This window comes from Terrabacter sp. 05T424 (assembly GCF_056396225.1).
This window is the reverse complement of record NZ_JBFTLB010000001.1, coordinates 564,353-579,977: the sequence shown is the minus strand read 5'-3', so window position 1 is coordinate 579,977 and position 15,625 is coordinate 564,353. Positions and strand designations below refer to the sequence as shown.

Below are 15,625 nucleotides of genomic sequence, written 5' to 3'. Positions count from 1 at the left end.
CGGCGTCACCGAGGACGTAGGCCGTCCGGCCTGTTTTCTCTGGGTTCGACCGGCTCGAGACCCTCGGCGTGCCGCAGGGCGCTCACGTCGAGGATGTGGACCCGGCCGCGGTCGAGGTCGATCGTGCCGCTGCCCTCGAGGCGCCGCAGGACCCGGTTGGCCGTCGGGCGGGTGACCCCGGCGAGCTCGGCGAGCACGGTCTGGTTCAGGGTCACGGTGACCGTCTGGTCCTGTCGAGCCGGCGAGGAGTAGTGCCCACTGAGCGAGAGCAGCACCCGGACGACGCGCTGCTCGGCAGGCTCGTGCAGGGCCTGCATCAAGGCGTCGGTCAGGCGCGTCACCCGCGCGGCGAGCAGGCGCAGGAGCAGGCGGTTCACCTCCGGGTGGGCCGCGCAGAGCTGCTCGAAGTCGGCGAACCTGAGGCTCAGGGTGACGGTCGGCTCGAGGGCCTCGATGGTCGCGGTGCGCCGACGTTCCCGTCGGATCATGGCGATCTCCCCGAAGGCCTGGCCGGGCCCGATCACGGCATACGCGTGGACGTCACCGTCCGGGGACGCACGGCGAGCCACCATCCGCCCTCCCACGACGAAGTGGACGGCGTCGGCAGGGTCTCCCTCGGTGCAGATCACCTCTCCGACGGCGTACGTGTGCTGGCTCATCCGGGCGAGCACGGCCTGGCGCTCAGCCGGGGGCAGCTCGGCGAGGAGTCCGATCGGTCGAGTCATCGCCGGACCAGGGGCGCGGTCACGACCCGCTCCCCCGCGCTGTGTCGCCGTGGGCACAGACAGGCGCGTCCGCCGGCGAGATGGTGCTGCGTGAAGGCAGAAACAGTTCGTTCCGGAGTGAATTCTCCACAGACGAAAGGCATTCCGATGACCACCTCAGTGACGCAGCGGAGGTCCCACGCAGACCTGGCGCACCACCATCCCCGAGTTGCCCGGTCGCGCCACGGGGGCTGGGCCTGGGAGTGCAGCTGCGGTGGCGCATCGGCCCGAGCCGGCAGGGCGCGACTCACGTGGCACCAGGCCTTCGTCGGAGCACTCATCCACTCCGGCTCGATCGCCCCCTGAGAGCTCATCACGGACCCTCGCCGAGGCGTCCCGGAAGGGGCACCGGGAGCGGTACTGGAAGGGGCGCCAGAGACGCGCGCGCCTCGGCGAGCAACGCCGACTCCGCCCGGTCGAACACATCCTGGGCGGAGTCTGGCGTGTCCCCGATCGCCGTCATCCCGACCTGCCCGCACTCGGTGATCGAGCTGATCATGTGGAAGACGACCCCCGACTGGCGGGACTGGTCGAAGTGCAGACCGGTTCGGGCGATGAGGTCGAAGAGGTCCTCCACCCGGAGGCCCTTCAGCGCGGGGTCCTCCAGGTGGTCGGTGGCGACGAGGTGGCGCACCTCGCCGGCCGGTGTGCGGAAGAGGCCTTCCTCGTGCAGGTAGGTGCCGTCGGTGAGGAACTGGAGCGTCAGGAACGGGTGCGTGGTCCCTCCCCTGCGCAGGTTCACCTCGATCGCGTGGGCCTCCCAGCGGGAGCCGTGCCGCACGACCACGAAGTCGAGGGCGAACCGGCCAAGGACGCCCTTGTCGGCGAGCACCCGGCCCACCTTCTCGGCCTCGCGCGTGATCGTGGTCGCGTATGCCGGGTCGGCGGGGAAGCGCGCCCCGAGGTACATCTGTCCGGTCGGTCCGCCGAGCACCTGGTCGTGGGTCGACAGGATCTCGAGCTCGCCTACCGGGGTGACTCGCATCTGGACGCTCGGGCTGCGGACCTCGTCGCCCACGACACGCTCCTCGAGGATGCCTCCCCGCTCGTCGAGCCGGCGCAGGTACGTCTCGGCCTCGACGTGCGCGTCCTCGAGCTGCATGGCGCCGACGCGTTCTGCGACGGCCGTCCGGAGCCCGTCGTTCTCCGCCCCGTCGTGGTGGTCCGCCGGCAGGTCGCGCAGGTCGACCAGCGCGTTGCCGGAGCCCGACGCCCCCTCGTTGAGCTTGACCATCGCCCACTGCGCCGCCGGGCGGGCCCGACGCAGGGCGAGGGCGGCCTCCAGCAGGTCGTCCGACGTGTGCAGGTCCTCTGCGCCGAACGGGAACTCGACGCCGGACTCTGCGAAGACCCGGCGGCAGCCGCTCTTCGTGCCCAACGGGAACAGGCGTGGGTCGGCGGCATACATGGGGATGCCGAGCAGGAGCGCGAGGTCACGCTCCTGCGTCGTGCTGTTGTAGGGGATGAGGTGGGAGCGCCCGATGTCGGGGACGAGCGAGGCGATGCGCGCGAGCACCCGGGGCCGTGCCAGCAGCTTGTCCGTGAGGGGGGCGGGCGACGAGTCGCCGACCGACACCAGCGACAGTCGGGAACGTGCGTGGCTCGGAATGACCCCGGGCAGGAGTGAGAGGTAGTACTCGATGATCGCCTCGTCGATGGGCATCGACGAGACGTACACCAGGCGAAGTCGAGGCTGACGCAGCAGGAGCAGCATGAACAGGAACCGCTCCTCCATGGCCTGGTTCAGCGCACCCGACCAGTGGCCGATCCGGTCGACGCTCATGGACGGTACGACGACGACCGACTCGGTGGGGTCGTCGTGTCGAAACAGCCTCCAGACGTCGGCGAGCCGCCCCTGGAGGTCGTCGTAGAGCCGTCCCCGGTCGTCCTCGGACAGGCTCGCCAGGCCGTCCGCGGCAAAGGCGTCGGGTGTTCGGTCGTGCGTCACGGTGCCTCCTGCGTCTCGGTGTCGTCGGACAGACCCAGGACCTCATGGACCTCGAGGGGACGCGCGATGCCGCGCAGCTCGAGCGGTCCGAGAGACCGTGTCTCGAACCGTCCGTCCAGTCCCGCACGGACGCGGGGACTGATGAGCACCTGACGCGCCGCTGCCGTCGCGCACAGGCGCGCTGCCACGTTGGTCACCGTGCCGATCGCGGCGTAGTCCCAGCGCCCCTCGAAGCCGACTCGGCCCAGCGTCGCGTACCCCTGGGCGATCCCGACCCCGAAGCCGAGGTCGTGCCCTCGTCGACGCCAGGACTCCGCGAGATCGTCGACGCGGTCACGCATGGCCAGCGCCATCCGGACGGCGCGCTCGGGGGCGTCGGGGCACGGTGGCGGGTCGTTGAAGAACACCATGAGCCCGTCTCCGGCGAAGTGCTCCAGCGTGCCCTCGTAGGCGAACACGAGCTCGCCCAGGGCAGCGTGGTAGTCACGCAGGACCGAGGTCGTCTCCTCCGGTTCGGCGGTCTCGGCGAAGGCGGTGAACCCGCGCAGGTCGGTGAAGACTGTCGTGATGTCGCGACGGTGGCTCTCGAGGAAGGACTCGTCACCGGACTCGACGATGAGCCCGGCGATCTGGGGTGAGAGGAAGCGCCGCAGCCGGTTGAGTCGTTGCAGGTCCTCGACCTGCGCCTCGACCCGCGACTCCAGCTCCGTGTTCCACCGCTCGAGCGCCGCCGCCTGTTCGAGGACCGTGGCGTGCAGGCGCTTGACCCGTGCGAGCGACCGGACGCGCGCCACCAGCTCGGCCTGGTCGAAGGGCTTCGTGATGAAGTCGTCCGCGCCCACCTCCAGCGCACGAAGCCGCTCCTGGGTGCCGCTCGCGGTCACCATCACGACAGGGAGCATCGCGGTGCGACGGTCTGCCTTGATCCGGGCGCACGTCTCGTAGCCGTCCATCTCCGGCATCAGCACGTCGAGGAGGACCACGTCGACGTCGGTCTCCGTCAGCGCGTGCAGGGCCGCTGCCCCGGACGGTTCCGACCTGACGATGAAGCCACGGGGCTCGAGCACCGCGTGCATGAGCTTGCGGTTCTGCTCCAGGTCGTCCACGACGAGGACCGACACCCCGGTGAGGGGCGCGACGGTCGGCGCGAGCGAGGCCATCGTCATCCCTCGACCGCGTCGTTCCGGCGCGGTAGGTGCCGGCGCACCTGCGCGGCGAACTCACGGACGCTGATCGGCTTCTCGAGGTAGCCGGAGAAGCCGGAGTCCAGGACGCGTTCGCGGTCGTGACGCATCGCGAACGCGGTCAGTGCGACGACCGGAATGTGTGCCGTCGGTCCGTGCTGGCGGATCAGCTCGAGGGCGGCATACCCGTCGATGCCGGGCAGCTGGAGGTCCATCAGGATGACGTCCGGCAGAGCGGCGCGCGACTGCTCCACCCCTTCCTCACCCGTCGTCGCGACGACCACCGAGAACCCGGCGTACTCGAGGACGTCGCGGGCGAGCTTGAGGTTGCGGGCGTTGTCCTCCACGAGCAGGACGACCGGCAAGCGGCTCACGGCTCCTCACCCCCGCTCTGGCCGTCGAGGTGCGCCGAGGCCACGGCCGCGAGGCGACGGGCGAGACCCGGGAGGTCGAGACCGGCCTTCTCCGCCACGAAGGCAATGCGACCCTCGAGGCGCGACCGGTCTTGTGGGGTCAAGGATTTCGCGGTGAGAACCACGATGGGTGGACCGTCCGAGTCGCGGTCGGGGCGCAGCTCGTCGATGACGGCGAAGCCGTCCACCTGGGGCATGAGCAGGTCCATCACGACGACGGACGGCGACACGGCGCGGACGACGTCCGCCGCCTGCTGGCCGCCGGTGCACGTGTGGACGGTCCAGCCGAGGGGCTCCAGGGTGCTGCGCACGAGCTTGAGGGCGAGCGGGTCGTCGTCGACGACGACGACGCTGAGCCGGTCAGGGTCGACCGGCACGCCCGCGACGCCCTGCGGCAGCAGACGGGTGACGGCTCGCAGGAGGTGTTCCCCCCGCACCGGCTTCACGAGGTACTCGGTGGCACCGAGAGCGAAGCCGCGGCCGCGCTCGGGCTCGACGCTGACAATGACCACCGGCACGTCCGCCGTCGCAGGGTCAGACTTCAGCTCGGCCAGCACGTCCCACCCGTTCATTCCCGGGAGGTGGATGTCGAGGATGACGGCGACGGCGTCGTGCGCACGGACCAGCTCGAGTCCCCGCTCGCCGGTCGGGGCGGCAACGGCCCGGAGGCCGGCGGCGCGCAGGTGGAGCTCGACGAGCTCGGCCGAACGCGGGTCGTCCTCGATGACGACGACCGTCGGGCCGGTGCCGGCCGGGTTCTCCTCCAGCCAGGGGTCCTGCTCCGTGTCCCGTGCGCGGTCGGGCTGCGGGATGACGACCCCGAAGGTGCTGCCCTTGCCGGGGGTGCTCGTCAACCATAGGCGGCCGCCGTGCAGCTCGATGATCCGACGGCTCAACGTGAGGCCGAGACCGGTGCCCTCGACCGTGGAGGCCGTGCGCTCACCCTGCTGGAACGAGTCGAAGATCCGCTCCTGGTCGCTCGGGTCGATGCCGATCCCCGTGTCGGACACGGTCACCTCCAGGTCACGGCCGTCCCGCCAGGCGCGCACCTCGACGGTCCCGCCGTCAGGCGTGAACTTGACGGCGTTGCTCAGCAGGTTGAGGAGGACCTGCTTGAGGCGCAGCTCGTCGGCCGTCACCGGCCCGAGCGGTTGGGCGTCCAGGACGAGGTCGATGGAGTGCAGGGCGGCCCGCTCGCGCACGAGGGAGAGCGCCTGGGTGACGACGTCGTCCATCGGGAACGTCGTGAGGTCAAGCTCCATCCGGCCGGCCTCGATCTTCGACAGGTCGAGGATGTCGGCGAGGAGGGCGAGCAGGTGCCGCCCCGCGGAGTGGATGTCCTGGAGGTAGTCCTCCTGACGTTCGTTCAGCTCGCCGAACATGCGCTCGAGGAGCACCTCGGAGAAGCCGATGACGGCGTTGAGCGGGGTCCGCAGCTCGTGGGACATGCTCGCGAGGAACTCGGACTTGTGCCGGCTCGCGTCGGCGAGCTCGACGCTCTGCTGCTCGAGCTGCTGGTAGAGGCGCGCGTTGGTCAGCGCGACGGCCGACTGGCTCGCGAACGCCTCGAGGAGCTCGCAGGTCTCTGCGGTGAAAGCGCCCGTCGACTTGCGGCGCACGACCAGTGCACCGACCACGCGGTCCGGGCGCATCAGCGGGATCGCGACCAGCGAGCGCCACCCTGCCGAGCGAAGGACCTCCAGGTGCGGGTCGAGTGGAGTCGGCTCCTCGCCGAGGTCGGGGATCTGGAGCACCGTGCGGTCCCGAGCCGCGCGGCCCACCCAGGTGTGGTCGATGTGGATCCTCGCCCCCCGCAGAGCATCGACGACGTCTGGGCTGGTTCCATAGACCGTGCGCACGCCGAACAGCCCGGTGGCCTCGTCGAACTCCATCAGCGAGCCGCCGTCCGTTCCCGACAGCTCGACGGCGTGCGAGACGATGGTCCTCAGCACCTCGTCGGGCACGAGCGTCGAGCTGATGGCCTGGCCCACCTCGGCGAGCGCCTCCAGCTGGTCCACCTTGCGCGCGAGCTCGGCTGAACGGCTCTCCAGTGCCGCGACGAGCTCCACGTGCCGCACGGCGAGCGCCGCCTGCCCGGCGAAGGTGGTGAGCAGGGTCGTGTCGCTGTCGTCGAACGGGGCCACCTCGTTGCGCCAGACGTTGAGGGAGCCGACCACCTGGTCCCCGACGATCATCGGCGCACCCATGATCGAGCGGAAGCCACCCACCCGCTGGTAGTCGCTGCGGCCGTACTCCGGGTCGGCGAGGACGTCGTCGATCTGCTGGACCGTCCGGTCGAGCGTGACCCGTCCGACGAGCGTCCGTCGGTCCCGGGCGATGGGGTGCTGCGCCGCGAAGTCGAGGTAGGCGGGCGTGAGCCCGCTCGAGCGCCCCAGGACGTAGGAGTCGCCCTGGACGAGGAAGATCTGGGCCACGTCGGCGTCGAGCAGCCGCCTGGCGGTCTCGACGATCGCTCCGAACACGTCGTCCCGGCTGCCGGCCCCCGACGCGCCGCGGGTGAGCACGTTCAGGATGTCGGTGGTCGCGCGCAGCTGCTGCTCGACCTCCGCCAGTCGTCCCGGCTCGCGTGCACGTGCGCTGTCGGAGCTGCGGGCGCGGTCAGAGCCGGCCTCGTCGTCGCCGGGCTGCCCGAACTCTGCCATCGAGTCCCCCATCACGCGATGCATCAAGCTGCAGTCGTGGGTCGTCCCGTAGCAGTCTGCTCCTGCCGGGTTTGCGCGGCGAGGAAACCCAGAGATCCGCACCTTTTGTGGGGATTCCTGGTGCCGTTGCCCGACCCGTCGTGCGCTGGCCGGTCGTGGACGGTGGTCCGAGGTCCTGGAAACACACGAAGGCCCCCACACTGTGGGGGCCTTCGTTGCCGCGCGATGCGCTGTAGTAGCGGGGGCAGGATTTGAACCTGCGACCTCCGGGTTATGAGCCCGGCGAGCTACCGAGCTGCTCCACCCCGCGTCGGCAAGAGCAACGTTACGCGAAACCTCCCGCAGGACCAAATCGAGGTGGCACGTCAGCCACGAGATCGCGTCATTTCCGCGAAACGACCTGCGGCAGCACGCGATTCGCGTGCTGCCGCAGGTCGTTCCGATCGTGCAGGCGTCAGGGGGCCGTGGGCGGTGTCGACTTGGGCGATGCGTCGACGGCGCGCTTGAGGGCGTCCTTGAGCTTGGTCTGCGCCTGGCCGTAGGCAGCGAAGTCGCCACGCTTGAGCGCAGCCTCGCCCTCGGCGTACGCGGCCTCTGCGTCGCTGAGCGCCTTGGTCAGCGCCGGGGCGTTCGGGGTGCCTGCCTGCGACGTCGCGGTGCCCGTCGGGGTCTGCGACGGCTTGCCGGTGCTCCCGGGCGTCGGCGTCGAGGTCGGCGGGGTGCCGGTCCCGTTGTCGCCGGCCTGCACACCCGAGCCACCGAAGAGGTCGTTCAGCGCGGCGTCCAGCGAACCGGCCCAGGCGATCTTGTCGCCGAAGGCGACGGCGACAGCGGAGAGACGGGGGTAGGTGCCCGAGCCGCTCGAGCGGGCCTGGACGTAGATCGGCTGCACGTAGAGCAGGCCGCCCCCGACAGGCAGCGTGAGCTGGTTGCCGAAGATGACGCTGGCGCCGCTCGACGACGTCGTCGAGATGAACTGGGCGAGGGTCAGCTGCCGGCCCAAGGAGGCGTCGTTGGAGGTGACCGCCGAGGTGCGCATGTCGTTGAACACCTGGCCCGGCCCGTTGACGGAGCCGCCGGTCGTCTCGAGCAACCGCATCGTGCCGTAGCTCCCAGCCTTTTTGCCGGTCTGCGACCCCGCGTCGCCGTCGACGGCCAGGAACCCGGAGAGGACGTTGCGGTCACCGGTCGGCATGAACGTCGAGGTCAGCGAGAAGGCCGGGCGGGCCTGGTCGGGCATGGCGAGCGAGAGGTAGTACGGCGGCTGGAGGAAGTCCGACTGGGTCGGGTCGTCGGGGACCCGCCAGAAGTTCTGGCCGCCGTAGAACGAGGACGCGTCGGTGTCGTGGTACTTCTGCAGCAGCGTGCGCTGCACCTTGAAGAGGTCCTCCGGGTAGCGCAGGTGCTGCATGAGCGAGCCCTTGATGTCGGAGATCGGCTTCACCGAGTCGGGGAAGATCGACATCCACGCCTTGAGGACGGGGTCCTTGTCGTCCCACTGGTAGAGCGTGACGGTGCCGTCGTAGGCGTCGACCGTGGCCTTGACCGAGTTGCGAACGTAGTTGACCTGGCCGGCCTGCACGGCCCGCACGGAGTTGCGCGTGCTGGTCACGGCGTCCTCCGTCGCGGTGTCGAGCGTCGTCATCTCGGAGTACGGGTAGTTCGCCGACGTGGTGTAGCCGTCGAGCACCCAGAGCACCCGGCCGTCCACCACCGTCGGGTACGCGTTGCCGTCGAGCGTCAGCCACGGCGCCACCCGCTGGACGCGGTCGCGCGGCGTGCGGTGGTCGAGGATGCGCGAGTCGTTGTTCACGGCGTTGGAGAGCAGGAAGTTGATCTCGCGGTACTTCACGGCGTACGCGAGGCGCTTGAGCCCGTCGAGCGCGACGCCACCCGTGCCGGCATACGTCGTGTTGATCTGCCCGGTGCCGCCGGGGTCGGGGTAGTCGAACTCCTGCTTGTCGCCACCGACGATGGAGTACTCGGGCGAGCTCTCACCGAAGTAGATGCGAGGCTCGTACGTGCCCAGCGCCCCCTGCGTGCCGATCTGCGACTCGATGAAGGTCGGACGCCCGTCGTCCTCGCGCGTGTTGCCCTTGGCCGCGACGAGGCCGTAGCCGTGCGTGTAGACGGTGTGGTCGTTGAGCCAGTTGCGCTGCCCCTCGGGGACACCGCTCAGGTCGAGCTCGCGGGCGGCGATGACGGTGTCCTGGGACTTTCCGTTGAGCTGGTAGCGGTCGACGTCCAGCACGTCGGCGAACTGGTAGTAGCCCTTGCTGGCCTCGAGCTGCTTGAAGGTGGGGCTCACGACGTTGGGGTCGATGAGCCGGATACCGGGCACGGTGGCCGCGTCGTCACGCAGCGCGTTCCGCTCGGCCACGGTCTTCGTGTCGTAGGGCTTGACCTCGATCGTGTTGAAGCCGTACGCCGCCCGGGTCGCGTCGATGTTGCGCTGGATGTAGGGCACCTCCAGCGACTTCTCGGAGGGGCGCACCTTGAGCGACTGGACGAGGGCCGGGTAGATGCCGCCGACCGCGACCACGATGACGGCCAGGACGGCGACGCCGACGAGCGGCAGGCGCCAGGAGCGCGTCCAGATGGTCGTCAGGAACATGATGGCGCACATCACCGCGGCGACGGCGAGGATGCCCTTGGTCGGGATGATCGCGTGCGACTCGGTGTACTGGATGCCGGTGATCTTGGTCGACTCGGCGGTCGCCAGGTTGTAGCGGTCGACCCAGAAGGCGACTGCCCGCACCAGCACGAGGGCTGCCGCGATGGCGGAGAGGTGTACGCGTGCCGCGTGCGTCGACCGCATCTTGTTGCCGGCGACGATGCCGCCGTAGAGGTAGTGCGTGAACGCGGCGGTGATGAAACCGATGACGAGGATCATCGTCAGGAAGGCCACCACGAAGTTGATCCACGGCAGGTCGAAGACGAAGAAGCTGATGTCGAGCCTGAACTCGGGATCCTGGGTGCCGAACGGGTTGCTGTTGCGCCACAGCAGGAAGGTGTCCCACTGGGTGGCGGCAGACAGCCCGGCGAACAGCCCGACGGCGAGCGGCGCGGCGACGGTGGCCGTGCGGCGCATCGGCTCGACGAGCTGGCGGTAGTGCTCCATCGCCTGCGTCTCGGGCGACGGAGCGTAGATCGGCCTGCTGCGGAAGGCGACGTGGATGCTCGACCACACCATGGCGGCAGTCAGGAGCCCGCCGACGATGCCGAGCAGCAGCTTGGTGAGCAACTGGGTGGTGAACACGCTCGAGAAGTGGACCGACTGGTACCACAGCACCTCGGTCCAGAACTGCGCGGCGATAGCGATGACCACCAGCACGGCGGCAGCCACCACCAGGGCGGTGACGAGCGGGCGTCGGGTCGGCGGCAGGACCGCCGTCTCGCCGCGCCGGTGCGCGCCGGAGTCGTCGTCGTCGAAGTTGCCCGGCGGAGGGCCGAAGTTGCTGTCGCTCACGTGGCGTGCCTTGGGTGCGAGGGCGGGCAGGTGGTCGGGCGGAACCCGGTGGCAGCCACCTCGGGCCGCCTGCGGCAACCATAACCCGCGCGCGCTCCGGCCCAGCGGGGCGATACCGCACCGTGACCCGTCCTACGACCACCGGAGGCCTGCGCACCCGGCTCTCCAGGCGGCCGAGCCCTGCCTATGCCGCACGGTGGCGGGCGTCGGAGGCGTGGCAGACGCACCACAGGCCGCCCCGGGGCACACGGCGATCGGTGCCCCTGCGGCATACGGCAGCATGGGGGCGTGAACCCGCAGCCCGTCATCGACCCCCTCGCCATCGCCGCCCTCGACACGGAGCGCCACGTCGCGGCCGCAGGCTGGGACCAGCCGGCCCGTCTCTTCGCCCTGGTGCGCACCGCGGACCTGCTCGAGCGCGAGCCCCAGCTGCGCGACCAGATGGGTCCGGCCGACCTGGCCGAGGGCGCCCTGACCGCGGTCGAGCAGGAAGGGCTCCCGACGACGAGCTCCCTCGAGACCCTGCTGGGGCGGCTCGCGTGGCCCGACGAGGTCAACGGCTGCGCCTTCGCCATCGAGCGCATGGTCGTGCCGCCCGAGGCCGAACGCGACCTGCCCACGAGCGGCGACGAGGCCGTCGACCACCTCGCCGCCCACCCCGACCGCAAGGACGTGCGGCTCGTCGTCGCGGTGCTGCGCGACGGGTCGTCGATCTGCCTGCTGCGCCAGCGCGACCACGACTCCGACGACGCGGTGGCGACCGGCAAGGACATCGCGCCCGGCCTCGTCGAGGCGCTCAGGGCGACCTTCGAGGACTGACCGGGACGGCCGGCAGCCTCCTCCCCCGCGCGGTCAGCAGCGCGGCAGCGAGCCCGTCTGTCCCTTGGCGACGGCCTCGACCGCGGTGCGGGCGGTGTCGAAGGTGCCGACCTTGAAGACGTCGAGCCCGTCGGGCACGTGCCCGACCACCTCGTCGCAGTTGTCGGCCGGTGCGAGGAAGACCTGGGCGCCGTCGGCACGGGCGCCGGCGAGCTTCTGGCGGATGCCCCCGATCGGGCCCACCTTGCCCTCGTCGTCGATGGTGCCGGTGCCGGCGATCTGGTGTCCGGCCGCGAGCGGACCGGGCGTCAGCTTGTCGTAGATGCCGAGTGAGAACATCAGCCCGGCAGACGGGCCCCCGATGGCGCCTGCGTGGATCTTCACGGTGGCCGGGAAGTCGTGGTCGAGACCCAGCAGCACCCCGAGCGCCGTGCGGCCCTCCTGGCCCGCGATGGTCGGCACCTCGAGCTTCTGCTCCTTGCCGCCACGCGTGATCGTCAGCGAGACGGTGTCGCCCGGCCGGGACTTCTGCAGGGTGTCGCGGACGGCCTGGGTCGTGGTGATCGGCTCGCCGCCGATCGCGGTGATGCGGTCGCCGACCTTGAGGAGGTCCTTGGCCTTGGACGAGTCGGTGAGACCGGCGACGGCGATGTGGGTCGGGACGTCCTTCCCGATGGCGCGCAGCGCCACGGCGGTCGCCTCCTCCTGGGAGCCCTCCATCTGGATGGCGTTCTCCTCGGCGACCTGCTCCTTGCTGACCTGCGGGTCGAAGATGTCATCGACCGGAAAGACGTCGCGCGCGGGGTCGATCCAGGCCTGCAGCACGTCCCAGGCGTCGACCGGGTAGCCGGGGCCACCTTCGACGCGGACGGTGGTGAAGCGCAGCGCGCCGTCGGTCGGGTAGGTGGGGAGGCCGGTGACCGAGATGATCGGCGTGTTCTTGCCGTCGCCGGTGGAGCTGAGGGTGTTCTGCGTCGGGCCCGGGCTCATGACGGCATACGGCAGGTTGACGACCGACCCGACCACGACGACCACGAGGAAGAGGAAGAAGGACGCGAGCACGGCCTTGTTGCCGCGGGTCAGGGTGCCACGGCCCTCGCCGTCGAGCAGCTCGGCGCGCGTGGGCAGCTCGGCGCCGGGAGCCTGCTCGGGGATGCGCTTGATCGTCTTCACGGCAGGCCCACCCACTCGTCGGCGCCGTCGGCGAACTGCTGGTGCTTCCAGATCGGGATCGTGGCCTTGAACTCGTCGATGAGCTGGCGGCACACGTCGAAGGCCTCGCCGCGGTGCTCTGCGCTCACTCCGACGACGACGGCGATGTCGCCGACCTCGAGGTGCCCGACCCGGTGCACGACGGCGATGCGGACGGCGCGCCCGTCAGCGGCGAGGCGCTCGGCGAGCTCGCGCGCGGTGTCGGCAGCCTGCGGGTGCGCGGAGTAGTCGAGGTGCGTCACGGCGCGGTCGCTCTCGCGAGCCGCGTCGTCGGAGTGGCCGTCGTGGTCTCGCACTGTCCCGACGAACAGGCAGACGCCGCCGGCCCGGGGGGACGAGACACTCGCGAGCACCTCGTCGACCGACAGGGGCGTCTCACGGATCTCGGCAAGGGTGACCGTCACGCGGGCAATCGTATGCCGCCGAGGAGACCACTCCCGCCGCCGAGCCCGTCGGGCGTCGCCCGACCGGGGAACCAACGAGGTCGATCCGTGGTTGTCTTGGGTGTACGGCCGAGTGGCCGGCACGACACCATTTCGAGTGGGGATGAGCAGGCATGGCCGACGACCGCGGCGACGACAACCGCAGCGACCGGGACGACGATCTCCCGGAGATCCCGGACGACCGGGACGCGCAGCAGCGAGGTCCCGACCGGGCACCCGGCGAGTCCCCCTTCGGACTGCCCTTGAACAGGCCCGCGTCAGGCGGTGCGGGCGCCGGCGGCACGGGAGCCGGCGACATCCTCCCCGACCTCGGCGGGATGGACCCCGCCGACCTGGGCGCGATGCTCGAGAAGGTGCTCGGCGAAGCGGCGGAGAACCCCGACCTCGCCGAGGCCATGCGCTCGATGGGCGTCGACCCCCGTGACCCCGCGACCCAGGCCGCCATGCGGGCGCAGCTCGGCACTTTCATGGCCGCTCAGCAGTCGCCCACCGGCTCGCGTGACCTCGCCACGGAGGTGGCCCGTCGGCACGTGCTCACCGTCGATGGCAACGACGTCCACGACGACGCGGCCTCGCGAGCGGTGCACGACGCCGTCGCCGTAGCGACCCTGTGGCTCGACGAGCAGACCACCCTCGACGCCCCCGCCTGGCGCGCGACCGGGCTGAGCAGGGCGGAGTGGGTCGACGCGACGATGCCCCGGTGGTTCGAGCTCATCGAGCCGGTGTCCGACGGCGTGACGGCCGCCACCTCCGATGCCATGCGCAAGCAGATCGGCGAGCTCGGCCCGGAAGCCTTCGGCGAGGCGCTCCCGGAGGGGCTGCCCGCCGGCTTCGACCCGCAGCAGATGGTCGAGCAGTGGGCGCCGATGCTCGGCAACCTCAGCCGCCAGATGTTCGCCGCCCAGCTGGGCCAGGCCGTCGGCACTCTGGCGACCGAGGTCGTGAGCGGCACCGAGGTCGGGCTCCCCCTCACCGAGCCGGGGCTGGTCGCCCTGCTGCCGGGCAACGTCGCCCAGCTGGCCGAGTCACTCGAGCTCGACGTCGCGCAGGTCCGGCTCTACCTCGCCGTGCGCGAGGCGGCGCGGGTGCGCCTCTTCTCAGAAGTCTCCTGGCTCGGCCCGCAGCTGCTCTCGGCCGTGTCCGACTACGCCCGCAACATCACCATCGACACCGAGGCCATCGAGTCGGCGCTCTCGACGATCGACCCCTCCGACCCGGACGCCCTGCGCTCCGCCCTGCAGGGCAACCTCTTCCGACCCCAGCCCACGGCCGCGCAGCGCACGGCCCTCGGCCGGCTCGAGACGCTGCTCGCCCTGGCGGAGGGCTGGGTCGACCACGTCACCGACAAGGCGACCGGTCGTCACCTCCCGCAGTCGGCGGCGCTCGCCGAGACCATCCGCAGGCGTCGGGTGGGCGGCGCCGCCCAGAAGACGTTCGCCGGGCTCGTCGGCCTCGAGCTGCGCCCTCGTCGCCTCCGCGACGCCGCGAACCTCTGGGCCGCGCTGGAGAGCGCCGGCGGTCAGAGCCTGCGTGACGGCCGCTGGGCCCACCCCGACCTCGCGCCCACGTCGGCCGACCTCGACGACCCCATCGGTTTCGTGGAGCGCGCCACGGGCGACGGCACGGCCGAGGGACAGCCGACCGACCGAGGCCTCCCCGAGGGCCTGGACGACGGTCTGGGCGACGCGTTCGGTGAGGACCTCGACTCGGTGCTCAAGGGGATCCTGGACGAGGCCGACCGCGAACGCCGCGGCGAGCCGTCGGCAGGGCCCGACGCCGAATCCGAGACCTCACCGGGCGACTCCGGTGAGCCGGACGAGCCCCGCGAGCCGGACGAGCCCCGCGAGCCGGGAGACCCGCAGCAGGGCGAGAGCCGGTGACCGGAGCGGCTTCCGGCCTGCCGCCGACCGCCGCCACCACCGAAGGAGCAGCTGAGGCGACGTCCATCGCCTCGGCTCATCCAGCGTGGCGCCGCCTGCATGCCGACGCGCTGTCGCGGCTCGAGGCCTGGGTCGCACCCGACGACGAGCAGGAGCAGCTCCGCCTGACCTACCTCGCCCACCTGCGCGCGCATCCCGAGGCCGTGAGCAAGGCCGGCCCCCCGGCCCACCTCACGGGCAGCGTCATCGTGCTCGACGAGACGGGCGAGTCGGCGCTGCTCACCCTGCACCGGCGGGCCAGGCAGTGGTTCCAGTTCGGTGGTCACTTCGAACCGAGCGACGAGTCCGTCTGGCAGGCAGCAACGCGTGAGGCCCGCGAGGAGTCCGGCATCGCCGACGTGACGGCCCTGCCCGAGATCGTGCAGCTGGACCGGCACGTGCTCGTGGGCGACTTCGGCCGCTGCCGGGAGCACCTCGACATCAGGTTCGCCGCCGTCACGCCCCGGTCGGCCGCCGCGGCGGTGAGCACCGAGTCCATCGACGTGCGCTGGTGGCCGGTGGATGCCCTGCCCGAGGGCACCCGCGCCGAGCTGGGTCCGCTCGTGCGCGCAGCCACCCGTGTCATCGGCTGCTGAGCAGGTCCGAAACCGGCACACAGCGACCTTTTCGGGTGCCGACACGTTCCCCGCCATGTGATCTGCGTCATGCTCTCTCGTCACACGAGCCACATGCGCCACACCGCGCAGGCGCCGGGCCGGCTCTCCAGCGTGCATCGGTACGCCGTGCCGGTCACCGCTCAGGGGCGTCCGAAGGAGGCGCCTCGTGTCCGG

11 protein-coding genes and 1 tRNA gene are annotated in these 15,625 nt (G+C 71.0%); 3 read left to right on the top strand and 9 right to left on the bottom strand.

The window, feature by feature from the left end:
• Positions 1-5: 5 nt before the first annotated feature.
• The 7 genes from AC1DE0_RS02700 to AC1DE0_RS02670 form a co-directional block, all read right to left on the bottom strand.
• A complete protein-coding gene (locus tag AC1DE0_RS02700) occupies positions 6-725 on the bottom strand; it encodes a Crp/Fnr family transcriptional regulator (RefSeq protein WP_478096839.1) in 720 nt (239 codons plus the stop codon).
• Between the two features lie 352 nt (positions 726-1,077).
• A complete protein-coding gene (locus AC1DE0_RS02695) occupies positions 1,078-2,712 on the bottom strand; it encodes a peptide ligase PGM1-related protein (protein WP_478096837.1) in 1,635 nt (544 codons plus the stop codon).
• Entirely contained in the window at positions 2,709-3,872 is a 1,164-nt protein-coding gene (locus AC1DE0_RS02690) for a response regulator (protein WP_478096835.1), read from the bottom strand. Before AC1DE0_RS02690 ends, AC1DE0_RS02695 begins: the two co-directional genes overlap by 4 nt.
• Positions 3,873-3,874: 2 nt before the next feature.
• Complete coding sequence (locus tag AC1DE0_RS02685; protein ID WP_478096832.1) at positions 3,875-4,270, bottom strand: response regulator; 396 nt, start codon at positions 4,268-4,270, stop codon at positions 3,875-3,877.
• Positions 4,267-6,972 carry a GAF domain-containing protein gene (locus AC1DE0_RS02680; protein WP_478096831.1) on the bottom strand — a complete coding sequence of 902 codons (2,706 nt, stop codon included), beginning with the start codon at positions 6,970-6,972 and terminating at the stop codon, positions 4,267-4,269. Before AC1DE0_RS02680 ends, AC1DE0_RS02685 begins: the two co-directional genes overlap by 4 nt.
• Positions 6,973-7,208: 236 nt before the next feature.
• Positions 7,209-7,282, bottom strand: a tRNA-Met gene (locus tag AC1DE0_RS02675).
• Between the two features lie 144 nt (positions 7,283-7,426).
• Entirely contained in the window at positions 7,427-10,441 is a 3,015-nt protein-coding gene (locus AC1DE0_RS02670) for a UPF0182 family membrane protein (protein WP_478096830.1), read from the bottom strand.
• A gap of 288 nt (positions 10,442-10,729) precedes the next feature.
• Here AC1DE0_RS02670 and AC1DE0_RS02665 point away from each other — a divergent pair, with 288 nt between their 5' ends.
• Positions 10,730-11,260 carry a PPA1309 family protein gene (locus AC1DE0_RS02665; RefSeq protein WP_478096829.1) on the top strand — a complete coding sequence of 177 codons (531 nt, stop codon included), beginning with the start codon at positions 10,730-10,732 and terminating at the stop codon, positions 11,258-11,260.
• A 33-nt stretch (positions 11,261-11,293) separates the two neighbouring features.
• Here the strand turns inward: AC1DE0_RS02665 and AC1DE0_RS02660 are convergent, their stop codons facing one another.
• On the bottom strand, positions 11,294-12,433 hold the full coding sequence (locus AC1DE0_RS02660; RefSeq protein ID WP_478096827.1) for a YlbL family protein: 1,140 nt from the start codon (positions 12,431-12,433) through the stop codon (positions 11,294-11,296).
• The gene (locus AC1DE0_RS02655) at positions 12,430-12,876 is read right to left on the bottom strand and encodes a molybdenum cofactor biosynthesis protein MoaE (protein WP_478096825.1); all 447 of its coding nucleotides are present in this window, start codon (positions 12,874-12,876) and stop codon (positions 12,430-12,432) included. Before AC1DE0_RS02655 ends, AC1DE0_RS02660 begins: the two co-directional genes overlap by 4 nt.
• Positions 12,877-13,028: 152 nt before the next feature.
• Between AC1DE0_RS02655 and AC1DE0_RS02650 the strand changes: the two genes are divergently transcribed.
• Together AC1DE0_RS02650 and AC1DE0_RS02645 are read left to right on the top strand one after the other, a co-directional pair.
• Positions 13,029-14,795, top strand: a complete 1,767-nt coding sequence (locus tag AC1DE0_RS02650) for a zinc-dependent metalloprotease (protein WP_478096823.1) — start codon at positions 13,029-13,031, stop codon at positions 14,793-14,795.
• Positions 14,792-15,430 carry an NUDIX hydrolase gene (locus AC1DE0_RS02645; protein WP_478096821.1) on the top strand — a complete coding sequence of 213 codons (639 nt, stop codon included), beginning with the start codon at positions 14,792-14,794 and terminating at the stop codon, positions 15,428-15,430. The genes AC1DE0_RS02650 and AC1DE0_RS02645 overlap by 4 nt, the downstream gene beginning before the upstream one ends.
• Positions 15,431-15,625: the final 195 nt, after the last annotated feature.